This window comes from Psychrobacillus sp. NPDC096426 (genome assembly GCF_044762745.1).
Lineage (GTDB): Bacteria > Bacillota > Bacilli > Bacillales_A > Planococcaceae > Psychrobacillus.
In genome coordinates, this window is sequence record NZ_JBIWEX010000008.1 from 52,354 (window position 1) to 77,125 (window position 24,772).

The window sequence follows — 24,772 nt, forward strand, 5'->3', positions numbered from 1 at the left end:
ATTTTTTAGTAAAAAGATAATAATTACGAGTTTTGCATCATTATAAGTGAAAGGGCTTTCATATAAACCATTTCATTTTACTCAGCACACCACGCTTTCTAATTAACTTTATTAATGAATAAAAAATGAGTTGTCTCAAATCTTATGAATCTTGTTTATTGGATACAACTCAAATACAAATTATCACAACAAAAATCCATTGTAAAGAAGAATTAAAAATATTTAGTATATTCAGCTAAATGGTATTGTCTTTTGAATAACCCTATATTATTATTTAGTTTGTAATCCTGTATCCGAAATACAAATTTGATAAAGGAGGAATTTTATTGAGAGTTTTAAATTATATTGAAAGCGCTTTATCTGGATTTTTGTTCCTAGTAGGTATTGGTGTTAGTCTCTACTCAGTCTTCATGAGGTATGTAGTTGGGACTTCTCAAAGCTGGGCAACAGAAGTTTATACGATGCTACTTGTATGGGCAATTTTCATAGGCTTCTCTACAGCTTTAAAAGATGATAGACATATTGCCATTGAATTTCTTTACGACAAATCAGGTCCGAAAATGAAAAATTTCTGTCAAGTGATTACTTTTATTATTGGGATTGGTTTTAGTATTTTTATCTTTTGGACAGGCTTAGAGATGGTTTTAGTAGCGCATGCTCAGGCTATTAAAACGATTGATCTTGGTTTCCCTATTTGGATCAACTATTTAATCATGCCTATTGCAGGAGCGCTGTTATTTATTCGCTTCTGTGAAAAAGCATACAGATTTTTCGTGAAAAAAGAAGACGTGACCGGCGGAGGTGATATGGAATGGCAGCAATAATCGTCATTGCTTTATTGTTTGTATTAGCTTTTTTAAGAGTTCCTATTGCGATAAGTCTAGTAGTATCCAGTATTACTGGTCTATTTTTAGTAGACTTCTCTCTTAACACGGTCATTCAAAAAATGTTTACGGGTGTGAATAGTACTACACTAATGGCCATCCCTGGTTTTGTATTCGCAGGTCTCATCATGGCTAAAGGTGGAATTTCCAAATATTTGATCGAATGTATTAGAACTTGGGTAGGTCATACAAAGGGGGGCTTATCTGTCGTTGCTGTTCTAGCATGTATGGTTTTTGCTGCGATTTCTGGATCGAGCCCCGCTACTGCAGCAGCTATTGGAGCAATTATGATCCCAATGATGGTGAAAGCAGGATATGATAAGAATTACGCGATGGGATTAGTTGCAGCAGCTGGGACATTAGGAATTCTAATTCCGCCTTCTATCCCACTTATTCTTTATAGTTCGGTTTCGGAAGAATCTACTGGAAAATTATTTTCAGCAGGTATTTTACCAGGAATATTGCTTGGCTTCGCCCTAATGGTATATGCGGTAATCGTGGCGCATCGAAAAGGCTATGGTGGATTGGAAAAAGTGCCTTTAAATGAGCGATGGAGACCCACATTAAAAGCGGTATGGGGATTAGTAATGCCTATCCTTATATTAGGAGCAATTTATAGTGGAGTTGTTACACCAACAGAAGCATCCTTTTTAGCTTGCTTATATTCTATTATTGTATCGATTTTTATTTATAGAGAATTAGATTGGAGTAAATTTAAACAAATAGTAACAGAATCGATTACTACTACATCGATGATCTTTTTAATTATTGCTTCTGCGCTTATATTAGGGATGTTTTTAACGACGGAACAAATTCCACAAGAGTTTGCTACTTGGGTGAGTGATAGTGGTTTTAATAAATGGACGTTTTTATTAATCATTAGTATTGCATTTTTTATACTTGGAATGTTCTTAGAGCCAACTGCCATTATATTAATTACACTCCCAATTTTATTACCAATAATTACAGCATTAGATATAAACGTAATCCATTTTGCGATTATCATGGTAGTAAATATGGAGCTTGGTATGATTACACCACCGGTCGGACTCAATTTGTTCGTTGTGAGTGCAATCGCAGAGGAAAAAGTCGATCGCGTAATCAGAGGTGTAGTGCCGTTTTTTGCCATCTTTGCTATTGTACTTGTGATTATTATCATTTTCCCTCAAATTTCGTTAATACTCACAAAGTAATCGTTACAGGAGTGAAACACAAAAAAGCCATGAACTTCGGAGATTCTTTTTAATCCTCGGTTCTTGGCTTTCTATTATTTACTCTGCATTATGCATTTCTTCTAGTACTCGGTTTACGCATTTTCTAAGTATACATTCCTTTTAAACGAGTGAACCGCCTGTTTTACTGTATTTAATAATACCTTCTGCGCTTCGATAAGCTAGCGCCCCAACTGTTCCAGTCGGATTATATCCACCGTTATGCGGGAAATTCCCTGCGCCAACGACAAATAAATTCTCCGCATCCCAGTGCTGTAAATACGTATTCACAACGCTATTATCCGGGCTCGCTCCCATAATAGTACCGCCAGTATTATGAGTCGTTTGATAACCAACAATGTCATAATCCGTAATAGGGTTTTTACCTTCAACCAATTTTGCACCCATTTCCTTCATTATATTAAACGATATTTCCGTTAAATATTTATGCAAGGCTTTATCTTGATCCGTAAAATTATACGTCATTTGAAGAAGCGGTAACCCATACGCATCTTTATATTTACTATCTAATGAAAGGAAATTCTCTTTATGTGGCATTGACGCTCCTTGGCCACCAATCGATAGTGTACGAGTAAAGTTGTGAATAGAGTTTTTCTTGAATTCCGCTCCCCATGTAGGCGTATCACGAGGAATTGGATTTGTTTCAATTGGTCTAACACCTGTTTGCGTAAGGGAAATACTTGCCCCGTGAATAAAATTTAAATCGCTATGATCAAAACTATCACCATTAAAGTCATCGATTGTCATGCCGAGCGCACCTGCACCCATAAATGTATTCATTTGCTCATCAAAATAACCATTTGCACCTGGAAGAATTTGATAGCAGTAATTCTTCCCTAATGTTCCCTTACCCGTAGCAGGATCATATTGTTCTCCAATCTTAGATACCATCAGAAGTTTTGCATTATTCATGACATAACTTGTTAATACGACTACTTCCGCTGGTTGAATAAATTCTTCCCCAGAAAGGATATCTAAGTATTTCACACCCGTTACTTTATTTCCTTGTTTTATTACTTCTACCACATTTGCTCGGTACCTGATTTCAAAGTTACCAGTTTTCTCTGCTGTCGGTATGACCGTTATTTCCGCGGAGCTCTTCGCACCATACTCGCAACCGAATCGCTCACAGAAACCACAATATTGACAGGCATTTATCGATGCTCCGTCAGGATTTGTGTACGGTTCGGATAAATTCGCAGAAGGTAGCATAAATGGGTTATACCCTAATTTTTGTGTAGCACTTTCGAATTTCTTTAATATCGGTGTTTTTTTCATCGGCGGGGTAGGGAAAGGCTCTGCTCGTTTTCCCCAAAATGGATTGGTATCTTCACCGGATATGCCGAGAGTTTGTTCATATTTATAGAAATACGGCTCTAATTCATCGTAAGTTACTCCCCAGTCTTGTAGCAAGTAATCTTTGGATAACTTATTTGGTCCATATTTTTCATCCGTCATTGTTTTAATTTGAAAATCGTATGGTAAGAATCTCCAAGAATGACCATTCCAATGAGTCAAAGAACCGCCTAGTCCGTTTCCAAGTAGAAAAGAGCTCATTTGACGCATAGGAAGTGCAGGCATTTTCCGGTGATTTCGAATCGTAATTGTCTCTTTGGATAAGTTTTGCATTAATTCGTATCGAACCGCATATCTATACTCGTCGTGTACTTTCAAATAATCTTCTGTTCCCCGCTTTTCTCCTCGTTCTAAACCAACAACCTTGAGTCCGGCTTTCGAACATTCTGCAGCGATCAACCCGCCTGTCCATCCTAACCCAACTGTTACAACATCTACTTTCGGTAATGTAGTAGCCATTAATAGTACCCCTTTCTCCTCTTACATGCTGCCAAGCGACTTTGGCTCGATTTTTTGGAATTCTTCGCTTTCAATTACGCTAATATAAGCCATTTGGTGTCCAGGGAAATCTTTCATTCTCCAACCATCCATATTATTATTTCCGCTATACATAGGATCCGAATATGCTCCTTCTAATGTTGCAGTTCGAAGTAGTCTAAAGAAAAATGCAGAAGTGGTTCCAACCATTGGAACTTCATCCTTCGCAAAAGCAGTTAAGATTTCATCCATTTGCTGCGGTTCTAAACTTGCAAATCCACTATTGAACCTTGCTTGGGCTTCCCCTTCTAGTTTGGCAATCCCTTGCTTAAAAACTTCCGCGCGTGTCAACCGACTTTGATACCCTTGCGTTGGTGCACCGACCGCAAATGGTCCCTGCATGTACTCTTTCGTGTTACTACCATATTGACCCGCTAATTGACGATCGAGGAAATAAGGAACCCCTAACTCAATCGCCCCTGGGCCTAAATCATCTTTCGGAAAAATACGTTCCATCGCGTTCGAGATCACTTCAAAATCTCGATTATTTTGGAAAAATTGGAATCCTGCATTCGCATGTTGCGTATGATCACTCGGACTTGTCCCTTTTGGTGCAGTCGTTGGACTCGTCCCATTGACGTTATAACCAACCAATCCACCGATTATTCCCCCACCGATTAAAGCTCCAGCGGCAACTCCTGTCGTTTTTAAAAAGTCTCTTCTTGTTGAAACATTTTTCTTTTCTTCTGACATAATCATAATCTCCTTAAAAAATGATGAATTCAACATTACCTTCAACGAAAGTTTAGCCAAATATAACCAAACTCAATCATCTAACAAAAACCTAATACAAACTTTTTACAGCCTGGAAAATTCCTTTTGAATATCCCTATTTCATCGCTCATATATTAGTAGAGTGGAAATTTTGACTTCGTATTGGAGGAGTATGAATGGGTTATTACGTAAAAGTGGAAAAAGGGGTTAATATTTTTGTGGAGGATATTAACTCAAATTCGAATAAAACCATTTTATTTATCCACGGTTGGCCCGCAAATCATCGAATGTTTGAGTATCAATTCAATCATCTTCCAATGATGGGCTATCGTTGCATTGCAATCGATATTCGTGGGTTTGGAAAGTCGAGTAAACCGTGGAGCAGCTATACATATGATCGGTTAGCAGACGATATCCGCATCATTATTGATACACTTGGCTTGGAAGATATAACACTCGCTGGGCACTCGATGGGAGGAGCCATTTCCATTCGCTATATTGCTCGACATGCGGGTTATAAAGTATCGAAACTTGCGTTAATTGGAGCAGCTGCCCCTGTTTTTACGAAACGACAGGATTTCCCGTATGGAAAAACAGTGGAAGAAGTAAATAAATTAATAGAAGCAACTTATGCAGATCGTCCTAAAATGTTAAGTGATTTTGGTGATACCTTCTTTGCCCGCTACTTATCAAAGAGTTTTATCGAATGGTTCCACGATCTTGGATTAGCAGCATCGGGTAATGCTACTGCCAAATGTTTAGTCTCTCTTCGAGACGAAGATCTACGCAATGACCTACGACATATAAACGTCCCAACAGCCATTTTGCATGGAAAACAAGATAGAGTATGTTCATTCGATCTTGCCGAACTCATGCATCGAAGCATCAAGAATTCGATATTAATTCCTTTTGAATATAGTGGACATGGATTATTTTATTGTGAGATGGAAAAATTCAATGAGGAAATTGCAAACTTTGTTGGATAAAAAAAGCTATTTCACAAAGGGCTTCCCTTTATGAAATAGCTTTTATTTGTCAGCAAACCTTCTTATTTGTGGCTGCCTGGCACCTGTAATATTATATCCCCTATCAACTGAGGCAACCACTCATTTAAATTAGTAAATTGGAAACCTAAAGTGCTAGCTTTCTCGTTGCTGATCAGCCATGACTTAGAAATGTTAAACGGCGAAACATTCGTCTCATCTGGAATAGATGTAATGATCGCAGAAGTTTGTATCTTTTCTTCTATAGTAGTAATCATGTCTCTTAATTTCACTTTTCCGTTAGACAACGCATTAATTGGTCCAGTGAAGTCTGAAAGACCAATCCAAGCAAGAAATTCTCCTGCTTCTTCTTCGGTAATAAAATCAATCGACGCCTCTGGATTTACTAAGTGTATCTCCTCGTGATTTAAGATCTTTTCAATATGGAAATGAAGTCGTTTCGTGTAATCATTCAATCCCAAAACAATTGGAAATCTCACTGCTACAACAGGGAAGGTTGCTTTTTGAAAAAATACCGCTTCTGCTTGTCGTTTTCCTTCGTTGTATGTGAAGTCCTCTTTTGGTCCTGGAATAATGTTGTATTCGAAAGGATTAAAGTCTTCTTCCACGAAACCTCCTTCCCCATAGACGGACTTAGAAGAAGTGAATACGTATTTCTTCGTTTTGTCATGGAACACTTCAATAGCGTCCAATGCTTCCTGAGAGGAATAACAAATTTGATCGAAAACGATATCCCATGTTTCATTTCCACAACGTTCCTTGAATTGTCCTAAGTCTAAACGATCAACAATAATACGATTCACTTTAGTTGAAAACGGATCCTGCGTTTTCCCCCTCGTCGCGATTGTTACCTCAAAACCTTTTGCCAACAATGCTTCTACTAAATGCACGCCAAAAAATCTAGTGCCCCCTATTACTAATGCTTTTCTCATTTTTTCATCCCCTTTTTTTATGAACATACTATATCTATTCATCTAAAGCAATATTATTCATTACTATTATAACTTCCTATAATAGTCAAAAAAGGGGCTGTTCCAAAGTCGGTTGGTGTCGACTTTGGGGACAGCCCCTATATTACTTATTTTTTACTTTGCAATGTTTACAATTCTACCTTCAATTTTAGGGTCTACTTCACCAGCAGTTTTTAAGTATGCTGCGAAGCTTTCCCAGTCGGAGATTCCGATATCAGTTGCACGACCTGCTGCTGCTGCGCTAGCGAAATCAGGACCACCTGCGATGTAAGAGTTTGTGATGACTGTATATGTTTTTGCATCATCTACCGGAGCAAATTTTCCGTCTTTGTCTGCTGCTTGTATCGAAACAACTCGTTTGCCAGCTGGTTTCGAGCTATCAAATTCGATTTTCAGACCAGCTACATGTAGGAAAGAACCACTTTCCGTTGGTACCGCAGAAACGCCACCTTCGATAACTTGTTTTAATTCTGCTCCTGTTAGGTCTACGCTGTATAGACCGTTATTGAATGATAATACAGTAAGTACATCACCCATTGTGATTGGTCCTTGGTCAACTGGTCCGCGAACTCCACCACCATTTTGTAGGGCAATCGTTGCATTTGGAGATACTAGTTTACCTTGTGCTAACATACTATCCGCAACAAGGTTTCCAAGTGCTGTTTCACTGTTTCGTACACTTTCTCCTTTATTGCCAGGATCGCCAGTACGAGGATTTACTAAAGCATTAACTGCAATTCCACCTGTTTCTTGGTTTTGTACTGCTGAAATTCCGATTTTAAATGGTGCAAGGATTGCTTCTGCTTCTGGATCTGCTTTCTGCTCACCTATTGCGATTAGTTTATTTACATGACTAACAATTACGCCGTTTTCATCAAACTTTACGTCCAATGTCCCAACGTTTGCACTGCTAGAACCAGTTTGTACGATGACTGTTGGGTCTTTTTGAGCACCTTTCTCATCTTTATCGACAATAGTTGCTTCGTTTAGTGTTGTGTGTGAATGTCCTCCAACAATTATATCGATGCCTTCTACATGAGCTGCTAATAAAAGATCGTTCTTATCGACAGGGTTATCATATCCTAAGTGACTTAGTGCAACGATTTTTATCGACACCTTGAGCCTCTAATGAAGCAACTGCTTTTTCTGCCTCTTTCAAATAATCTTCAAACGTTACTTTGTTAGGACTTGAGCTACCAGCAGTCGTTTCGGTTGTTAAACCAAAGATTCCAACTTTTTCTCCATCTACTTCTATGATCGTTCCATCATAAATATTTCCTGGAGTTGCATTTGGTGCAATCGTTTCCTTATGCAGTCCAGCAAGTTTCTCATCTTTAGAAAAATCAACATTTGCTGTCACGATTGGGAATTTTGCATTTTTCACAAAATTTGCTAACGCTTGATGTCCTTCCGCCGTTTTCCCTAGGTCAAACTCGTGGTTTCCTAATGTCATGGCATCATATCCCATGTAATTCATTAACGCTAAATCTGCTTCACCTTGATATTCTGTAAAGTATAAAGTCCCTTGGAATACATCTCCTGCGTCAAGCAGTAATGCATTCGGCTTTTCTTTACGAACATCCTTGATAATGGTTGCCCGTTTTGGAGCATTTTCAATAGCTGCATGTGTATCATTTGTATGAATGATGGAGAGTTCGAAGTTAGTAGGTTCGACATCACTAGGTATGTATGCCGCAAGTTGTGCATGTTTTTTGTCTGCTGGTGTTTTGAATTTAGTTAAAAGTAAATCGCGTGGTGCTTTACCAGTGAAGCGATACATGATTGCGGACCTTGAATTTAGTTGATCGGATAACTTTTGAAGTTGTTTTCCTACTTCTGCCGAATCTTTCGCTGTCTCTGCTTTTTCAATTGCCTCCATAATTGGATTTAAGTATTCAGTTGCATAGTTATATGCATCAATATATGGAATAACTCCTTTAGCAATTCTTTCATTATATAAGTCTTCTAAGTCATTTAATAATGCTTTCTTGTTTGCTGCTTTCGATTTTTCGATTGCATTTTTCGCTTTTTGGTAGCTTTCTTTTGCCGTATTTAGAGCTGGGTATAGATCTTTACTCGTAGTGATTTTTCCTTTTTGAGCTGGTACAACATAAGCATAAGATGCCTCTTTCATATCTTTACGAGCTTGGTCCACCAAATCTTGTAATGAGCTACTTGCAAAACCAACGCCCGTTGATGAGAACAAAGATGCTGCAAGAACTGTAGCCATTACAGATTTTTTCACTGTATTTTTCTTCATAATATTCCTCCTACTCTACTAATCTACTTAAAATATTCAAAAACAATAACTATTTAAGAATAGTAAAATCAAATATTAAGTACAATGCAAATATTGTTAAATGCATGTAAATAATTATTTACATACATTTACAAAAAAAAGAAGTGTTACTGATGCTAGGCACCTGTAACACTTCTATATCATCTTTTCATCCGTCAAAAATACTCCACAAACACGCCATACCCAAAATACACCGTTAACAGCGATAAAGCGGCGAACACTACATCTTCTATCCTTCCTCCGGTTCTCGTTGTAATGGGGAAACGTACTCTGACTTTAAGTGGATACAGCAATTTAATCCCATTTTTCGTAGCCATATCTAATATGTAGTGGCTTGCCATCCCTACTAAAATTCCTGCTACAATCGATTCATTTGCCACGAATGAATTCAACAGAATTCCTATAAGAAATAAAAACAATAGACTATGTGTAAAGGAACGGTGCCCAAAAAGGGTGTTAATAATTTTAGATAGTAAAGGTAACTTCTTTCCTATTTTACTACCTCCGTGACAAATATCCGGGATCAAGGCACCAACGACCCCAGCTCCAACTAAAAGGACGGCTTCATAATTCGAAGTTTGTGCAAAAGCAAGACTTGCTGTAATACCGCCAATGATGTGAGTCTTTCCTGTCATGCTTCTTTTTTCTCCTTTTAATATAGTTAAATTACTATTTTACACTATTTTTCCAAGTGACTAAATAGTCTAGTAGTAATCATTTGCTAAAAACATCCACTACAAATTAACCGTTTATTGAAAATGTTTGACCGCTATTTAAAATGGGTAACATACTAATAATACATTTAGGGAGTGAGGAAGATGAATAAAACTAGATGTGCCTTATTAATTGGAGGAATTGCTGCATTATCGTATGCTTATTTCACTAAATTAGAAAATAGAGACCAAGCAATGACAACTTTAAAAAATACAAAAACGAAAATGAATTCTTATGCAGACACAAGAAAGCATAAACCAACGCAAATGACGAAAGCCGGTTTCTCAGACCCGAAAGATCCAGACGACAATCGAATGGTAGAAGAAGGAGCCATGACAAGCGTTCAATATTACAATGAAAAAGTGCAAGAACCTGGATCCAAGTCCGAAGCAAAAAATGCTTTTCCTAAATCACAACAAAAAAAGCTTCCTAAAACGGAAGAGTCTTTACCGGAAGCGAATAACCAATCGCCGGCAAAACAACAAAACACCAATCATAATGCCAAAAACTGAACAAAGCGGCTGAAGTGTACAATCTTCAGTCGCTTTTTTCATGAGGATAGCACATTTAATTTGTCCTTTGTAATAATGCTAACTTCGCTTTAGATGGAGTTTCATACCGAATTGTGTCACTTTTTTGGACGAAACTACCTCCACCTAAACCATAAAGACCATTCTGTTGTCCTTTATAGCTGTAAACTCGGTACTCTTCTCCCTTTTTCAATATTCGAATAGTAGATAACGAGCCATCCTTTTCGATTTTCATTAAATAAGTATCTTCGAGAATCGTTACTTTTCCAATTTGGCCAATTTTAAGCTCGGTTTTCCCCCACATTACTCTGGTTGTTGGAGATGGAACCTGTACAGGCAAAGAGTAAGACAGAAAAAATTGATCCGCTAATACCTGATATCCTTCTTCATTCGGATGGATATCTTTTGGATTTTCTAAAAAAGACGCACCGTTTACATCAAACGCAGATGCGACTTCAACAAAATGAACCCCTTCGTTTTTGGCAATTGTCGCCAACCGATTGTTCACGATAGAAAAAGCTAATTGCATTTGCTGTTTAGATGTGGTATTTTCCAAATGTGGCAATGGAAAATAATAACCAAATATATAAATATCTGCTTCCGGATTGAATGTTTTCACTTGTTGAATGGCAGACGTCATGTTCCCAGCTACTGTATTTAACAATGTTGTTGCTTTTGTAATATCTGTATTAATGCTTTCATCAATTGGGTTGTACATTGCATCGATGAAATCATTGGCACCACTAATGATTGTAACAAGTTCCGCGGTTTTTAAGGATTTCTGCACTTCCGGTCGCTTTAATGTTTCGAGCAGACCGACACTTGTTTCACCTGAAGCCGCATATTCTTTCGTAAAAGAAGCCAATATATCTTTCTTTGCAAGCGTTTCGCTTATGATATCTGTAAAGCCTCTACCTATCTTTTCTCCATAAGGAGTGTGCCCAGATGCCAACGAATCCCCTAACGCCACATAATCGATTTTCACCTTCTCAGCTTTTACTGTAGGAGTAAATACACTAAAAATAGTAATGGTTATAACTACTAAACAAGACCATATTTGCTTCATCATCCATTCCCTCCTCATACTGTCTATACTATGCAACAGTATCTTCTACCTTTCAAGTCGGTTCTTTATAAAAACTTTACTTAAAACAGCCTTAAATGTTGTTTTATTCTACTGTCAACTCACTAGTTGCTGTAATTTCAATTCCTTTCAATGCTTGTGTTGCAAGACGATCCGCTTCTGCATTCGTTTTTCGCGGCACTAGTTTGTATTCTGGTTGGATGCTTAAATCTTTCATTTTTACTTCAATCCGATCAGCCCAATTAGACAAATCTTTCTCTACTACCGGCCATTCCTCGCTTAAATGATTAAGGACAACTTGAGAGTCTCCGATGAACTGGACTGATAAATGATGGACTCCCAATAGTTCGAGCTCCTGTAAACTAAAATGAAGCGCTGCATATTCTGCTTCATTATTCGAAAGAAGCCCTGCAACAAATGCGTTCCGTCGTAATCTGTACGACTTACCGTTCTGCTCATAATAGATTGCACACCCCAAACCGGAGCTACTAGTATTTCGATCAAATCCACCGTCAAAATATACGGTCACATTATGCGGTTCGGTTTCGATTTCTTTTAAATAGCCCTTTAATTCTTTTATCGTCCACGAGCTATCAAAACGATCAACGAAACCCACGCTTTTCGTACGACCTGTCTTTTCCAAATCCTCGGCAATGAGCAAAGCTTGTGCTGCCGGCATCTCCTCAGACCGAAAAAGACTTTCGGTTCCCTTAGGTGATCTATATATCCATTCGATTAAAACGTTCATCGCAATTCCTCCAAACTAGTATGTTGGTGTAGTAAGTTTACCCAATGTATTTTGGTTTTAGAAGCGTTCCTTTTTTGAGGCATTCAAAAAAAGAAGAAAGCGCAATCCAATAGGACTACGCTTTCTTCTTTCCCCTAAACGAGGATACACTCGGAAAATTCGCTAATGCTTTTTCGCTAAACCGTTACTGACCATTTCAACATTCATCTCGTCAGTGCAGTTCACTAAGTCTGACAGTTATCCCGTCAAACATTCAGTTGCACTTCCACAAAAAACTTCTCTTTTACTTGCTCGGTATATCACGTTGGATCGAAACCTAAATATATCGGTTCCCGACGAGCGTGCCTTTAGCCAGTAAAGCAAATTTTCCGCCAAGGCTGTGCAAATCATCCTTTGGAGTCCCTTGTAAACACATTGTTTACCAGTCCCTTCCTACGGTAGTTCCGCCTTGTACTATTTATATACCCCGCTCAAAAATAGTTAAACATCATTTTTTTAAAACTATCTTACCCAGGGACAAAGTTCGACAAAGGAAGTCAATTTCAAAAAGGAAAATATCCATTTATGCATAACATAAAGATTTTTTGTTGCAAAAATAGTATATTAGAAACGCAAAAGATATTTAACATAGGTTTTATTAAGTAATTTGTACTCCTCTTTATAATCATTTAATCCCACTTCATGTATAAGGAGGATTACAAATTCTTAATGTTAAGTTTGGAGAAACTTACTACCAGCAGAGCTATATTAGAAATCGCAACCCAAATAGTTTTATTTAGTCTAAGTATTGTTTTTTATTTTGCTTGATCGCACGGATATAAAACGGAAGTTCTAGAAACTCGAAGAAAAATAGAGCTTGTTTGTACACTTCTTTGATTTCTGTAAGGGGAGCGTTCGTTTTTTCTAAGCATTGGCCTTTATAGTATAAAAATTGGCCGACCAAGAAGAAAAAAGATGTCTCTTTTGATTTTTGTATTCCTTGATTGGCAGTTTCTAGGGCAGCGTCATAGTCCTGTAACTCATAAAGTATATTGCATTTATTAAATAGTACTGTAATAAGTGTTTCATAAATTTTATGGTCGCTATAATTTTTATGAAAATGCTCTTTCAGAATTTTATTATAGTAGTATAAGCTTTTAGGAATTTCCCCGTTTTGAGCGTATATATTTGCAATGGAATTACTAATTTTTATATGTAAGAAGCGGAATTGAATAGTGGTTTGATTCGAAAAGTTTAAGATATCCTTTAAGCTATTAATACATTCTTCGGCTGTAATTACTTTCAAATAATAATGTGCAATATCTAAAAGGTACTTTAAATAAAAATTTAACCAAATATTATCTGTATCCATTTTGTTTTTTTCAATGATTGAAACGATTTTTTTATAGTTATGTTCTTTTAAGTGAAATTCAATTTCTTTAATTAATCTTTCACTTTCTAAAACATTTTTATTAAATAACATTTCGATAAAATATTCGATCGGGACTTGTAGTTTTAATGCGATTTTTAATAACGTATCTATTGCTGGATAAACTTCTCCGCCTTCAATTCGACTTATTGTCGACTGTGTGCATATATTATTTGCAAGCTCTTTTTGGGACATGCCCATTTCAGCTCTAAGTTTACTAATCTCTAAACCTAAGTATTTCATTTCCAAAAAGTATCACCTCATATTATAAAAAAGGACGGTAACAACATGAAAAAATTATCTATCATTTTACTAATCGTATTAGCAGTAGCTTTATATCCAAGCGCAAGCAATGAAAGTGCAAAATTTGTTGATAAACCAATCACTACTTTAGATCTACCTCTTATCCACTAGAACTAACAAATCCAATAAAGTTATTATTCTATTAATTTTATTGGATTTTTCAAATAATACAATGTAAATAATTACCACCACCCTCTCCTATAACCTTTCTTCAATTGCATTTCAATCGGGAGAGCTCTAAAACTTATATGTACAAGGAGAACAACTATGCAACTTAAAGCAAATAGTGTGGAATATCACCCTTCACAAATGGAGAATAACTCAGACAAAATACATGGCCATTCGAAAAATACTAGTTCTGAATTAAATTTTGTAGATAAACCTGGGTATCGACTATTTGCACCTTCAGTAGACAACGACACGAAATTACATTCACTTGAGTTGGACCTTGGATATGCAATAGAGCAAAACCAATTGGAATTGTACTATCAGCCTAAAGTTTACGCCAAAAACAACGAGATTATCGGTGCAGAAGCACTTTTAAGATGGAATCACCCGAAACTTGGAATGATTTCACCAAATGAGTTTATCCCTTTAGCAGAAAAAACAGGATTAATAAAAGAGATTGGAAAATGGGTTACAAGAACTGCCTGCATACAAAATAAAGCATGGCAAGAAGCAAAACTTCCACTAATTCCAATATCCGTAAATTTATCAGCTACACACTTTTTAGAAAAAGACTTAATTACGGACATAGTAAACACATTGAAAATAACGAATTTAGAACCCCAATACTTAGAAATCGAAATAACTGAAACATCCCTATTAGAAGAGGAAGAAATAGTTTTTTCCATATTAGATGAGCTACGAAATTTAGGTATTAAAATAGCTTTAGACGATTTTGGAACGGGTTACTCTTCTCTTTCTTATCTCAATCGTTTTAAAGGTAAAATAGATATACTTAAAATTGATCGTTCTTTTATTCAAAACTTAAGTGGCTCACATGAAGAAGATTCCAATTTTATCGTCAATATGATTATCCAATTATCTCATCAGTTGAAGATGAGCGTGATTGCTGAGGGTGTGGAAACGAATGATCAGCTACAAGTGTTACAAAAATACAATTGCAACACGATTCAAGGATATTTGTTTTCTAAACCTTTACCCGCAAGTGAGTTTACTAAACTTCTAAAAAAGTCCCTGTGTAAGAAGCAATTCTGAATCGTTTCTTACACAGGGACTAATGTAGGAACTTCTAAAATTCTCCAATGACTTTCAATGCTTTTAATGCTAGCAAAAGTTCAAATTGTTTTTGTGAATCTCTTAAATCTTCTTGAATAATTTCACGAATTTTAGATATTCGATAGCGCAATCCACTAATAGATAGTTTCAATTTTGCAGAGGTGTGTTCGAGATTTCCTCCGTTTATTAGAAACTCATATAGTGTTTGCATGTATTCTTTTTGTTGTTCCGTTTGTCCATAGATTGCTCCCAATTCCATCTCGGCTATTTTTTTTATGGCATTTTCTTCTTGGGAATGAACTAAAATCCCTAATATCCCCAGCTCCTTAAAATACAATGTAGGCTGATAATCTGTTGTAAACCTAGCAGCTGTCATTGCTTCTTTCATTAAACTATTTACACTTTGTAAATCATTACTTGTTGAACTGACACCAACATGACATTGGATTTTAGGGTAATATCTCTTGATTCTATCATAAAATATTGTCGGTCCGTTCTGCATTGCTGCATGATCTCCATCTTCTGGTATAAAGCATAAGATCCCATTTGCACGTTGAACTTGCAGTATCTCATAATCCTTTTCTTGAAAAAATTGAATAACTTCTTCGTAAACATTCGTGAAAATGGATAAGTTATCTTCTTTAATTAGACTATCATACTTTAACGATAAAAAAGCTATATGATATTTACCAGTTACATCGATATTTAGTAAATTAAGTTCACGATAAATTTGTTCCTTCGATTCAAATTCGTCTGCCAATATTTTCTCAAAAAGAATTCCTTTTGTTCTAGCGTTAGCTTCCATAATGTTTTTATTGTTCAAATAGATTAATGTACTGATCGATGTTAATCTTTCCAAAATCATTCGATCGAAATCATCCGATTTAGGACTATTACAATCATAAATAAAGGAACAATATCCCAAAATTTGATTTTGTAAAAAAATAGGAGTAACAAGACGACAATGATTGTCAAGCTCTAAAAATTCAGTCTTTTTAAGATGCCACTTTTTTAATTTTTTATGAAAGGAGCATTGCAATTGTTTTGCTTCATCTAAATCAATATTTTCATAATCGGTAATTTTTTCTTTATGATTTTCGATAATGATTGGCAATGTAATATGTTCTTTTAATATACTCAAAATATTAGTTAAACGATTCGAACGAATTAATTCATCGGTAAGGGCATTTTGAATATCAATTACTCTTTGCAGTTGGTTTCGTTCTTCTTCAAGTTCTCCATATGTTATAAAGTGTTCACCAGCATTTTGTTTATCTGATTGTTGCTTCCACGTAGAAAAAGACTCCTTTGGAAAAAGGAGTTTTTGAGGATTATTCAAAGCTATATATTCTTGGTTTTCTGAGTTAGGCTTAGTATCTAAGCTAGTTGACAACCATTGTTTCATATTATTCCCTCCACTTGTCAGTTTAAGGCAATACAAATGTTTTTAGCTTCTGAGAAAAACTCTAGGCTGTGATGTCCTCCTTCTCTTCCGATACCACTCTTTTTAAATCCTCCAAATGGGGCACGTAAATCTCGAACGAACCAACAGTTGACCCAAATTGTTCCTGCACGAACGCCGTGAGCGATTCGATGTGCACGTTTTAAATTCTCCGTCCAAATAACACCATTCAATCCGTATTCCGTATCATTGGCAATCGCTAATGCTTCTTCTTCTGTATCAAATGGAATAATCGTTACAATCGGGCCAAAAATTTCTTCTTGGCAAATTCTAGCTTTATGATCTTCATGATAATAAACTGTTGGCTCTAGATAATATCCACCTTCCAAATGCGATGCAAGTACAGGTGTTCCGCCCCCAGTAATAAGTGTTGCCCCTTCTTCCTTAGCAATATCTAAGTAACGTTTTACTTTATTAAAATGTTCTTCACTTACAAGTGGACCCATTTTAGTTGACGCATCTTGTGGATCGCCAACGACTAGTGACTCAGCCGCATGTTTAAATTTCTCTATAAAAGAATCTAAAATGGTTCGTTGCACCAAAATGCGTGAACCCGCTAAACAAACTTGACCTGAGTTTAAGAACGCAGCCTGGATAGATATAGGAATTGCTTTATCCAAATCTGCATCTTCAAAAATGATATTGGCAGCTTTCCCGCCTAACTCGAAAGAGAACTTTTTAAGCGTATTAGCACCATTTCGCATAATTGCTTTTCCAGTTACAGTAGAACCTGTAAACGAAATAAGGTCGATATCTTTGTTTTCTGTAATTGCTGTCCCTACTACGCTTCCTTTACCGTGTATGATATTGACAACGCCGTCAGGAATTCCTGCCTCTTTTGCTATTTCTCCTAAAAGTGAAACGGATAACGGTGTCATTTCTGCCGGTTTAATAACTGCTGTATTTCCTGCAGCTAAGCATGGACCGAGTTTCCAAGTAGTCAGCATAAATGGTGCATTCCAAGGAGTGATTAAGCCTGCAACGCCTACTGGTTCATAACGAGTATAATTGAGATAAGCCTCTTCCATCGGATAAACTTCTCCGCCTTGTTTTTCCATAAAGTCAGCAAAAAACTTTAAATTATGGGCAGCACGCGGAATTTCTCCTGTAAATGCATGACTATATGGTTTTCCAACATCTAGCGCTTCAAGACGAGCAATCTCTTCTCTACGTTCTAGAATAATTTCTGCCATACGACGAATTTTATCGCAACGATCCGCAAGCGTCATTGTTCTCCATGGACCATGATCAAATGCATTTCTTGCAGCTTCACTAACTTTATTTACATCTTCCTCTGTAGCTTCTGAAACAACTGCTATCACTTCTTGTGTTGCTGGATTCTTCACTTCAAATGTTTGTTCATCGGAAGAATTTTCATATTTTCCGTTAATAAAATGAAGTACTCTTCTCACTTTTACTTCTACAGATGTCATACAGATTCCTCTTTTCTTTTTGAAATGGATTGACCAGCAATTCCCCAGTGCGTAGTTGGAACTTCTGTAAGTAATACGCGTATATTTTCTTTAGGAGCATCTAATACGGTAGAAACGGTTTGCGTTACTTCATATATTAATTGTTCTTTCCTCTTAGGATCTCTTCCTTCAGCAATCGTAATTTGAATGAATGGCATAATTTATCCTCACTCTCCTAATCTAAAACTAGTATTTATCGTTCCAATTCCATCAAATGTAGCAGTGAAGTGATCCCCTGGCGAAATATGCATTGCTTGTGTAATGGCGCCACTTAAAATAACTTGCCCTTTTTGAATGAATTGGTTTCTTTTTGCGATTTTATTTGCCATCCATGCGATAGCTACAGCAGGATTCCCCATAACAGCTGCCAATGTACTCGTGGCAACAACCTCTCCGTTTTTTCTAAAAACAATTCCTGTCAACTGTAGATCTATTTTTTCCGGTGATATGAACTGGTTGCCTAAAATATAGCGTGAGGAAGATGAATTGTCTGCTATCGCATCATGCAACGTAAACTTAAAGGCTTCAAAACGGCTATCGATTACTTCGAAAGCTGGTACAACGTAATCTGTAGCATCCATTATTTGCGATGGAGTAATAAAGCTTCCTTGTACATCTTTCTTAAAAACAAAGGCAAGTTCAGGCTCTAATTTAGCATGAATAAAAGGAGTTAGAGAGTGTGACTCTCCTTCATTTAAACTCATGTTTTTTAGTAACACACCATAAGAAGGTTCATGCACGCCCATCATTTGTTGCTTCGCTTTACTAGTCAATCCTAATTTCCATCCTGAAACGGTCGTGTTTTCTTCTTCACACTTCTTCTGAACGAGTTTTTCTTGGATATCATAAGCTTTATCTTCATCCATCCCTGGATACTCATTTGCGAATTGCGGCAGTGTCTTTACCCCTTTTTCCGCTTCAAATAAATTCTGTACAACACTCTCCATTGTGATTGTTTCCATCAACTTTCCCTCCCATCTTCAAATGAAGCTGAAACTGTACCGAGATGAGCAAATTCAGCCGTAAAAGTATCACCTGCTTGAATTTCTAAAGCAGCAGTAAATGCACCAGATAAAACAATTTCTCCTGCTAAAAGTTTTACATCATAAGCAGATAAAGCATTTGTAAGCCATGCAATTGCATGAATTGGATTCCCTAGCACTGCTGCTCCAGTCGCTGATTCGACATACTCCCCATTCTTCAACACATTCATTCCTAAACTAGTTAAATCTAAACCTTCTAATTTAGTTGGTTTACTTCCAATCACTACTAACGCAGAAGAACCATTGTCTGATACAGTATCTTCAAACTTAATCTTCCAGTCTTCAATTCGACTATCAATAATTTCAATTGCCGGAACGATGTAATCAGTTGCTTCTATTACATCAAGAGGCGTTACATTTGGTCCGATCAAATCTTTCTTTAAGACGAATGCAATCTCACATTCTACTTTAGGCTGCAAAAGATGCTGAAGAGGAATTTTGTCGCCATCCATATACATCATCGAGTCAAATAAATGACCATAGTCCGGTTGATCCACTCCGAACATAGTTTGAATGGCTTTGCTTGTCGCGCCGATTTTTTTTCCTACTATGCGTGCTCCGCGTTCCAATTTTTTCTCCACATACTGCAATTGAATATGATAAGCATCTGATAATGTTATTTCCGGATAGCGCTCGGTTAATGGAGCAATTGGAGCTTTGGAATATTCTGCTGCTATTATTTCGTTCGCTAGTTGTGCAACCGATACCATAAGATCATTCCTTTCTATGTAAGAAATAGCCGCTAATGGACTTTTCACTAACGGCATTCCTTGTATTATCTAACCAATTGTTTTTGCGCTAACTCCATTGCCACATCCAAAATCCAATCTTCTTGACCTGCTACTGCATGCCTGCGACCTAATTCTTCCATAATAGAGACCGGATTTATGTCGAATTTTACAGCTGCTTCTCGCACATGTAGCAAAAAGCTATTATAAACACCGGCATAACCGGCAGCGAGATTATCACGATCAATTACTAATGGATAATGGAAAATCGGCGCAATGATTTCTTCAGCCGCATCCATTAATATCGTCAAATCAATTCCCGTGTCGATTTCCATTTTGTTAAGCACTGCAACCAACACTTCCGTCGGAGCATTTCCAGCTCCAGCCCCTAAACCACGTAGTGTCCCATCAATTTGATCTACACCTGCTTCTAAAGCAGCCACTGTATTACCGATAGCAAGCCCTAGATTGTTATGCGCATGAAAACCTACATTAATTGATAATGATTCTTTCAGTTTTGCTACACGATCTCTGACACCGTCTGGAACGAGTGCACCAGCCGAATCGACAACATAGACGCAGTCTGCCCCATAGCTTTCCATGAGTTTTGCCTGCTCAGCGAGCACTTTTGCTGGCTGTGTATGGCTCATCATCAAAAATCCTACTGTTTCTAAGCCTCTTTTTTTAGCCTGTTCAAAGTACTGTTGTGTTACATCCGCCTCTGTACAATGGACAGCGATCCGTAATACATCAATTCCAATATCCGAAGCATTGTTTATTTCGGGGATTGTTCCAATTCCAGGTACAAAAAGAGATGCTATTTTAGATTGTTTTTTATTTGCAACAGCGCTCTCGATTAATTTCCATTCATCAAACTTAGAAAACCCTTGTTGAATCGTAGAACCACCAAGACCCGACCCATGACTTACTTCAATAATTGGCATGTTAGCATCAGCCAATTTACTTACTACTTCCCCAACAAAAGAGGGGGAAAAAGAGTGACTAACTGCATGAGAGCCATCTCGAAGTGTTGTATCTGTCACTATCGGCTTTTTCATACAATGACCCCTTTCTTTTGCAATAAATGCGCAGCAAATTGCTCTCCAACTTGTTGGGCAGCCGCCGTCATAATATCTAAATTACCAGCGTAAGTAGGGAAGAAATCTCCCGCTCCTTCTACTTCATTTAGGATAATAACGGTAGGCAAATCACCCCAAGGCGTATGGCGAATATCGATATAAGGCTTCCGCTTTAAACGGTAGCCTGGTACATATTTTTGCACTTCTTTCACCATCTGTTCAATCGATTGAATGACCTCTTCTTCATCCGCCGTTTCTTCTAATACGGCATATACCGTGTTATTCATCATAATCGGAGGCTCTGCTGAGTTGATAACAGGAATAGCACGCGCATCTTTAGCGCCACCTATGTTCTGACAAGCATTTGCAGTCGTAATCGTAAACTCATCTAGGTTTTGTCTCGTTCCTGGTCCAACAGAAACGCTCGAAATAGTTGCGATAATTTCACTATATTTAACACCTTCTACTCGGTTAACCGCATACACAAGAGGAGTCGTTGCCTGACCACTACAAGAAATCATATTCACATTCACTTTCTCTAAATGTTCCTCTAGATTAATAGCTGGCACAACGTATGGACCAATTGCAGCAGGTGTCAAATCAATGGCAATTATATTCGCTTCTTTTAAAAGAGGTGCATGCGCAATATGTGCTTTAGCGCTTGTCGCATCAAATACAATGCGTATGTTTTTTTCCTTCAAAATACCGTCTATACCTTCTGCGGTAATCGCAATTTGAAGTTCCTTTGCACGTTTCAGCCCTTCGGAATCAGGGGCGATTCCTGCCATTAAAGCAAGTTCCATCGACCCTTCTGTTTTTAATAATTTATACATTAAATCTGTTCCAATATTCCCGGAACCTAGAATAGCAACTTTAATCTTCTCCATTTTTAGAACCTCCTCTTATTCAGCGACAGCTTCTAAAGGGACAGGAGCTGTAACGGGTGTTCCATATGTCCAAAACGAATCTGGGAATACAGCACCAATCCATGTATCTCCATTTCCAGGTACATCTTTCATCTGCCAAGTAATCGGTTTCCAATCTGGATCGAAAATGAGATATCCTGCGTCTCCGAAGAGTTCCACACGATTTCCGCTTGGCTCATATGCGTACATACAAAATGCTTGGCTTACCCCATGTTTGTTTGGCGGTATTTCAATAAAATGACCATGATCCTTTAAAATATCAGCAGCATCGTATAGATTTTGAGGAACCCCGTACCAATAGCAAACATGATGAAGTTTTCCTTTAGCACCTGTCGGCTCCTGCATAAATGCTATTTCATGCACTAAGTTAGAAACGCTAATCCATGTACCAATTACATGATCATTATCAACGATTTGCTCACGCAGCTTGAATCCTAATACATCGATTAGAAAATTAGAATCTACAGCAGGATTGGAAGACATCAAATTAATATGATCTAAACGACGAACAGGGACCCCTTTAAGTGGTCGTTTTTGGCTTCTCGAAAGAAGCTTTGATTGAGCTTCAGCTGGACAGTCAAAATAGTCCACTTCCCAAAGAATTTCCATTTTATGACCGTCCGGCGTTGTGAATTGATACGCAGGACCATGCCCATGCTGATCATTCGACCAACCAATACCAAAACCACTTGCTTCCACAGCTTTCACACGGCGTTCAAGCGCTTGAGGAGAAGTTGTTCGCCATGCTACATGTCCTAATCCCGATTCTTCCGATTCCGTTATAATAAGCGAGTATTTATAATTATCCTCGTAAGCTCTTAAATAAGTTTGGTTATTAATAGTTTCAATTACTTCCATACCTAACATATCTGTAAAAAAAGCAATAGTCTCTTTAGGCGTGTTGGATAACATTTCTACGTGTGCAATTTGAGCTACGTCAAAAATTGGTTCTTTGTGTAAATTTGTCATTTATTATTCCCCCAGTTTCCTTTTATAATGTGGCATATTGCCTATTCAAAGTAGCATACTGACCATTCGAAAATAATAATGGTTCTCCATCTTTTACATATAATTGTTCAGGCTGTCCTAGAAAAATAGTATGATCACCAGCCACTATTTCTTGTTCCACGCGACAGACAATTTGTACTAAAGCATCTTCCACTAAAGGAAAGCCATTCAAAAGATCAAACTGGAACGCTTCATCACTTGGTATTTGCCCTGCAAATCGTCTGGAAATATCCAGTTGATTTTTTTCTAAAATACTAACTCCGAATCGTTTACTTTCCTGTATCAACTTAAGCGTTTGTGCACGTTCACCGATAGAAATAGCAATTAAAGTCGGATCCAATGAAATAGACATAAAACCGTTTGCAGTCATTCCATGGTAGTTTCCTTCGACGTCTGTTGAAATCACGGTTACCCCAGTGGCAAATTTGCCCATAGCATTACGAAATTCACGACTATCCATTCATATCACTCCTTAAGTAAGTGCAATTTTTTCTTTCCATGTTTCATTTGTCCAACCGTTCAAATCATAATCAGCTAAAGCTTGATCCACAAAACCTTTAAATATATCTGCATTACCACTGCCAATAGAATGGTACATTGCCTCTAATCGAATATTCTCATGATTCCCTGCATAGTTAACTTCGTATAACTCATGGCGTCCGCCAAATTCAGAACCGATAGAATCCCACACCATTTTCAGAAGTTTGACGCGCTCTTCCGCAGTAACGCCAGTTCCCTTATAATATTGATCTAAATATGGTCTAATTTCCGGATTTAAGAAATCATTAGCACTAGATGGCAGTTGGATTAATCCTCCTGCAACTACTTGTTCAAATATATTTTTTATACGTACCCAAACATTTGGTGCAAGTACACGATATGCATTGGCTGCCTCTCCATTAGGTACAAGCACACCATTTCGGCCAACATCCGGGTTTGTTGCCATAGCTGTAGACAAACTCCAAATCATATTGCGCAGCGCCACAACTTCTCCAATATTCGCTTGAACACCTCGGAACTGATGAGTTCCTGATGATTCTGTAGCTTTCATCAATAGCCCAGTCATAAAATCTAGCTTAACTCCTAAGCGAGCACATCCATGAAAGCTAAAGCGATTTACAAAATGCGTTTCTGCAACGAAACCATTCGAAATATCTACGTTTTGGTAAGCAAGAACGTTTTCCCAAGGAATAAATACATTATCCAAAACGATTACCGCATCATTCTCATCAAAACGACTAGATAGTGGATAATCAAACGGTGACCCATTTGACTTCGCTTGCAGTTCGTATGACTGCCTACTAATCATTTTTACACCAGGAGCGTTCATAGGAACGAGGAATATTAACGCATGGCTTTGATCCCCATTTCCCAAATCTTTTGGACCGTAATTGGCAACAAAATTGTAATTCGTTAATGCTGCAGCTGTACCTACCATTTTGGCACCACTTACAATAATTCCATCATCACGCTCTTTAATCGCTCGTACAAATACATCTTTGTTTTCATGCAAAGCTTTTGAACGATCCATCTGCGGATTAATCACCGTGTGATTAACAAACGGCAACTCTTTCGAAGCCTTTCGATACCACGCTTTTGCATTGTCTTCAAATCCTACATAATAATCCGAATATCCATCGAGATGTCCGAGAAACGAAGCTTTATAATCTGGAGTTCTGCCCATAAATCCAAAGTTCATTTTGGACCATTCTACGATAGCATCTCGTGCACCTACTAAATCATCAAGGGAACGAGGAGTTTTAAAAAACTTATGTGTGCGATCTCCATGCTCGTTTATCGTTGTAAGCACATCCTGTTTTTCTGGATCATGCAAAGCATCGTACATACGTGCATAGGATTGGGCAGAATTACGGTAAGCCGGATGCTTTGTAACATCGTCAATTTTCTCTCCATTGAGATATACAACTCGGCCATCATTTAAGCTTTCAAGATAAGATTGACCAGTAAGCATGAAAACCACTCCATTTCGTTTTATGATAATGTAGGCCATACATTTGTTTAAACTAT

General features: G+C 37.5%; 25 protein-coding genes. 6 read left to right on the forward strand and 19 right to left on the reverse strand.

Annotated elements, in window-relative coordinates:
• Positions 1-326 precede the first annotated feature (326 nt).
• Positions 327-824, forward strand: a complete 498-nt coding sequence (locus ACIQYS_RS08720) for a TRAP transporter small permease (RefSeq protein WP_402977769.1) — start codon at positions 327-329, stop codon at positions 822-824.
• Positions 812-2,077 (forward strand): TRAP transporter large permease, encoded by a 1,266-nt coding sequence (locus tag ACIQYS_RS08725; RefSeq protein WP_402977772.1) that lies wholly within the window; start codon positions 812-814, stop codon positions 2,075-2,077. Before ACIQYS_RS08720 ends, ACIQYS_RS08725 begins: the two co-directional genes overlap by 13 nt.
• Positions 2,078-2,218: 141 nt before the next feature.
• Here ACIQYS_RS08725 and ACIQYS_RS08730 read toward each other — a convergent pair whose 3' ends face one another.
• Entirely contained in the window at positions 2,219-3,931 is a 1,713-nt protein-coding gene (locus tag ACIQYS_RS08730) for a GMC family oxidoreductase (RefSeq protein WP_402977775.1), read from the reverse strand.
• 21 nt (positions 3,932-3,952) lie between these two features.
• Positions 3,953-4,702, reverse strand: a complete 750-nt coding sequence (locus ACIQYS_RS08735) for a gluconate 2-dehydrogenase subunit 3 family protein (RefSeq protein ID WP_402977778.1) — start codon at positions 4,700-4,702, stop codon at positions 3,953-3,955.
• 197 nt (positions 4,703-4,899) lie between these two features.
• On the opposite strand from ACIQYS_RS08735, the gene ACIQYS_RS08740 reads away from it, so the two are divergent.
• Positions 4,900-5,709 carry an alpha/beta fold hydrolase gene (locus tag ACIQYS_RS08740; protein WP_402977781.1) on the forward strand — a complete coding sequence of 270 codons (810 nt, stop codon included), beginning with the start codon at positions 4,900-4,902 and terminating at the stop codon, positions 5,707-5,709.
• A gap of 62 nt (positions 5,710-5,771) precedes the next feature.
• Here ACIQYS_RS08740 and ACIQYS_RS08745 read toward each other — a convergent pair whose 3' ends face one another.
• From ACIQYS_RS08745 to ACIQYS_RS08760, 4 genes are all read right to left on the reverse strand, one after another.
• Positions 5,772-6,659 carry an NAD-dependent epimerase/dehydratase family protein gene (locus tag ACIQYS_RS08745; RefSeq protein WP_402977785.1) on the reverse strand — a complete coding sequence of 296 codons (888 nt, stop codon included), beginning with the start codon at positions 6,657-6,659 and terminating at the stop codon, positions 5,772-5,774.
• Between the two features lie 153 nt (positions 6,660-6,812).
• Positions 6,813-7,814, reverse strand: a complete 1,002-nt coding sequence (locus ACIQYS_RS08750) for a bifunctional metallophosphatase/5'-nucleotidase (protein ID WP_402977790.1) — start codon at positions 7,812-7,814, stop codon at positions 6,813-6,815.
• Positions 7,774-8,958, reverse strand: a complete 1,185-nt coding sequence (locus tag ACIQYS_RS08755; RefSeq protein WP_402977793.1) for a metallophosphoesterase — start codon at positions 8,956-8,958, stop codon at positions 7,774-7,776. Before ACIQYS_RS08755 ends, ACIQYS_RS08750 begins: the two co-directional genes overlap by 41 nt.
• A gap of 194 nt (positions 8,959-9,152) precedes the next feature.
• A complete protein-coding gene (locus tag ACIQYS_RS08760; protein ID WP_402977796.1) occupies positions 9,153-9,632 on the reverse strand; it encodes a metal-dependent hydrolase in 480 nt (159 codons plus the stop codon).
• A gap of 183 nt (positions 9,633-9,815) precedes the next feature.
• On the opposite strand from ACIQYS_RS08760, the gene ACIQYS_RS08765 reads away from it, so the two are divergent.
• Positions 9,816-10,223: a hypothetical protein gene (locus ACIQYS_RS08765; protein ID WP_402977799.1), complete on the forward strand. Its 408-nt coding sequence runs from the start codon at positions 9,816-9,818 to the stop codon at positions 10,221-10,223.
• Positions 10,224-10,278: 55 nt separating this feature from the next.
• Here the strand turns inward: ACIQYS_RS08765 and ACIQYS_RS08770 are convergent, their stop codons facing one another.
• The 3 genes from ACIQYS_RS08770 to ACIQYS_RS08780 all read right to left on the reverse strand — a co-directional run bounded on the left by ACIQYS_RS08770 (position 10,279) and on the right by ACIQYS_RS08780 (position 13,724).
• The gene (locus ACIQYS_RS08770) at positions 10,279-11,310 is read right to left on the reverse strand and encodes an SGNH/GDSL hydrolase family protein (RefSeq protein ID WP_402977802.1); all 1,032 of its coding nucleotides are present in this window, start codon (positions 11,308-11,310) and stop codon (positions 10,279-10,281) included.
• Positions 11,311-11,410: 100 nt separating this feature from the next.
• Positions 11,411-12,073: a ribonuclease H family protein gene (locus ACIQYS_RS08775; RefSeq protein ID WP_402977806.1), complete on the reverse strand. Its 663-nt coding sequence runs from the start codon at positions 12,071-12,073 to the stop codon at positions 11,411-11,413.
• 775 nt (positions 12,074-12,848) lie between these two features.
• Positions 12,849-13,724, reverse strand: a complete 876-nt coding sequence (locus ACIQYS_RS08780; protein ID WP_402978080.1) for a helix-turn-helix domain-containing protein — start codon at positions 13,722-13,724, stop codon at positions 12,849-12,851.
• A gap of 45 nt (positions 13,725-13,769) precedes the next feature.
• Between ACIQYS_RS08780 and ACIQYS_RS08785 the strand changes: the two genes are divergently transcribed.
• Positions 13,770-13,895 (forward strand): hypothetical protein, encoded by a 126-nt coding sequence (locus tag ACIQYS_RS08785; RefSeq protein WP_402977809.1) that lies wholly within the window; start codon positions 13,770-13,772, stop codon positions 13,893-13,895.
• Positions 13,896-14,051: 156 nt separating this feature from the next.
• The gene (locus tag ACIQYS_RS08790) at positions 14,052-15,005 is read left to right on the forward strand and encodes a putative bifunctional diguanylate cyclase/phosphodiesterase (RefSeq protein WP_402977812.1); all 954 of its coding nucleotides are present in this window, start codon (positions 14,052-14,054) and stop codon (positions 15,003-15,005) included.
• A gap of 34 nt (positions 15,006-15,039) precedes the next feature.
• Here the strand turns inward: ACIQYS_RS08790 and ACIQYS_RS08795 are convergent, their stop codons facing one another.
• The 10 genes from ACIQYS_RS08795 to ACIQYS_RS08840 all read right to left on the reverse strand — a co-directional run bounded on the left by ACIQYS_RS08795 (position 15,040) and on the right by ACIQYS_RS08840 (position 24,716).
• Positions 15,040-16,431: a PucR family transcriptional regulator gene (locus tag ACIQYS_RS08795; RefSeq protein ID WP_402977815.1), complete on the reverse strand. Its 1,392-nt coding sequence runs from the start codon at positions 16,429-16,431 to the stop codon at positions 15,040-15,042.
• A 17-nt stretch (positions 16,432-16,448) separates the two neighbouring features.
• Positions 16,449-17,921, reverse strand: a complete 1,473-nt coding sequence (locus ACIQYS_RS08800; protein WP_402977818.1) for an aldehyde dehydrogenase — start codon at positions 17,919-17,921, stop codon at positions 16,449-16,451.
• Positions 17,918-18,118, reverse strand: coding sequence for a 4-oxalocrotonate tautomerase (locus tag ACIQYS_RS08805; RefSeq protein WP_402977821.1), 201 nt, complete (start codon positions 18,116-18,118; stop codon positions 17,918-17,920). The genes ACIQYS_RS08800 and ACIQYS_RS08805 overlap by 4 nt, the downstream gene beginning before the upstream one ends.
• A 9-nt stretch (positions 18,119-18,127) precedes the next feature.
• Complete coding sequence (locus ACIQYS_RS08810) at positions 18,128-18,922, reverse strand: 2-keto-4-pentenoate hydratase (protein WP_402977823.1); 795 nt, start codon at positions 18,920-18,922, stop codon at positions 18,128-18,130.
• Positions 18,922-19,713, reverse strand: coding sequence for a 2-keto-4-pentenoate hydratase (locus ACIQYS_RS08815; protein WP_402978083.1), 792 nt, complete (start codon positions 19,711-19,713; stop codon positions 18,922-18,924). Before ACIQYS_RS08815 ends, ACIQYS_RS08810 begins: the two co-directional genes overlap by 1 nt.
• Before the next feature lie 65 nt (positions 19,714-19,778).
• Complete coding sequence (gene dmpG, locus ACIQYS_RS08820) at positions 19,779-20,789, reverse strand: 4-hydroxy-2-oxovalerate aldolase (protein ID WP_402977826.1); 1,011 nt, start codon at positions 20,787-20,789, stop codon at positions 19,779-19,781.
• Positions 20,786-21,697, reverse strand: coding sequence for an acetaldehyde dehydrogenase (acetylating) (locus ACIQYS_RS08825; RefSeq protein ID WP_402977829.1), 912 nt, complete (start codon positions 21,695-21,697; stop codon positions 20,786-20,788). The genes dmpG and ACIQYS_RS08825 overlap by 4 nt, the downstream gene beginning before the upstream one ends.
• A 15-nt stretch (positions 21,698-21,712) precedes the next feature.
• A complete protein-coding gene (locus ACIQYS_RS08830; protein WP_402977832.1) occupies positions 21,713-22,705 on the reverse strand; it encodes a catechol 2,3-dioxygenase in 993 nt (330 codons plus the stop codon).
• A 22-nt stretch (positions 22,706-22,727) separates the two neighbouring features.
• The gene (locus ACIQYS_RS08835; protein ID WP_402977835.1) at positions 22,728-23,204 is read right to left on the reverse strand and encodes a flavin reductase family protein; all 477 of its coding nucleotides are present in this window, start codon (positions 23,202-23,204) and stop codon (positions 22,728-22,730) included.
• A 12-nt stretch (positions 23,205-23,216) separates the two neighbouring features.
• On the reverse strand, positions 23,217-24,716 hold the full coding sequence (locus ACIQYS_RS08840) for a 4-hydroxyphenylacetate 3-hydroxylase family protein (protein WP_402977838.1): 1,500 nt from the start codon (positions 24,714-24,716) through the stop codon (positions 23,217-23,219).
• Positions 24,717-24,772 lie beyond the last annotated feature (56 nt).

Coding starts and splice junctions, on each gene's coding strand:
- ACIQYS_RS08725 (WP_402977772.1), top strand. CDS start 812: ATGGCAGCAATAATCGTCATTGCTTTATTGTTTGTATTAGCTTTTTTA.
- ACIQYS_RS08730 (WP_402977775.1), bottom strand. CDS start 3,931: ATGGCTACTACATTACCGAAAGTAGATGTTGTAACAGTTGGGTTAGGA.
- ACIQYS_RS08735 (WP_402977778.1), bottom strand. CDS start 4,702: ATGTCAGAAGAAAAGAAAAATGTTTCAACAAGAAGAGACTTTTTAAAA.
- ACIQYS_RS08740 (WP_402977781.1), top strand. CDS start 4,900: ATGGGTTATTACGTAAAAGTGGAAAAAGGGGTTAATATTTTTGTGGAG.
- ACIQYS_RS08745 (WP_402977785.1), bottom strand. CDS start 6,659: ATGAGAAAAGCATTAGTAATAGGGGGCACTAGATTTTTTGGCGTGCAT.
- ACIQYS_RS08755 (WP_402977793.1), bottom strand. CDS start 8,958: ATGAAGAAAAATACAGTGAAAAAATCTGTAATGGCTACAGTTCTTGCA.
- ACIQYS_RS08760 (WP_402977796.1), bottom strand. CDS start 9,632: ATGACAGGAAAGACTCACATCATTGGCGGTATTACAGCAAGTCTTGCT.
- ACIQYS_RS08765 (WP_402977799.1), top strand. CDS start 9,816: ATGAATAAAACTAGATGTGCCTTATTAATTGGAGGAATTGCTGCATTA.
- ACIQYS_RS08770 (WP_402977802.1), bottom strand. CDS start 11,310: ATGATGAAGCAAATATGGTCTTGTTTAGTAGTTATAACCATTACTATT.
- ACIQYS_RS08775 (WP_402977806.1), bottom strand. CDS start 12,073: ATGAACGTTTTAATCGAATGGATATATAGATCACCTAAGGGAACCGAA.
- ACIQYS_RS08780 (WP_402978080.1), bottom strand. CDS start 13,724: ATGAAATACTTAGGTTTAGAGATTAGTAAACTTAGAGCTGAAATGGGC.
- ACIQYS_RS08785 (WP_402977809.1), top strand. CDS start 13,770: ATGAAAAAATTATCTATCATTTTACTAATCGTATTAGCAGTAGCTTTA.
- ACIQYS_RS08790 (WP_402977812.1), top strand. CDS start 14,052: ATGCAACTTAAAGCAAATAGTGTGGAATATCACCCTTCACAAATGGAG.
- ACIQYS_RS08795 (WP_402977815.1), bottom strand. CDS start 16,431: ATGAAACAATGGTTGTCAACTAGCTTAGATACTAAGCCTAACTCAGAA.
- ACIQYS_RS08800 (WP_402977818.1), bottom strand. CDS start 17,921: ATGACATCTGTAGAAGTAAAAGTGAGAAGAGTACTTCATTTTATTAAC.
- ACIQYS_RS08805 (WP_402977821.1), bottom strand. CDS start 18,118: ATGCCATTCATTCAAATTACGATTGCTGAAGGAAGAGATCCTAAGAGG.
- ACIQYS_RS08810 (WP_402977823.1), bottom strand. CDS start 18,922: ATGGAAACAATCACAATGGAGAGTGTTGTACAGAATTTATTTGAAGCG.
- ACIQYS_RS08815 (WP_402978083.1), bottom strand. CDS start 19,713: ATGGTATCGGTTGCACAACTAGCGAACGAAATAATAGCAGCAGAATAT.
- dmpG (WP_402977826.1), bottom strand. CDS start 20,789: ATGAAAAAGCCGATAGTGACAGATACAACACTTCGAGATGGCTCTCAT.
- ACIQYS_RS08825 (WP_402977829.1), bottom strand. CDS start 21,697: ATGGAGAAGATTAAAGTTGCTATTCTAGGTTCCGGGAATATTGGAACA.
- ACIQYS_RS08830 (WP_402977832.1), bottom strand. CDS start 22,705: ATGACAAATTTACACAAAGAACCAATTTTTGACGTAGCTCAAATTGCA.
- ACIQYS_RS08835 (WP_402977835.1), bottom strand. CDS start 23,204: ATGGATAGTCGTGAATTTCGTAATGCTATGGGCAAATTTGCCACTGGG.
- ACIQYS_RS08840 (WP_402977838.1), bottom strand. CDS start 24,716: ATGCTTACTGGTCAATCTTATCTTGAAAGCTTAAATGATGGCCGAGTT.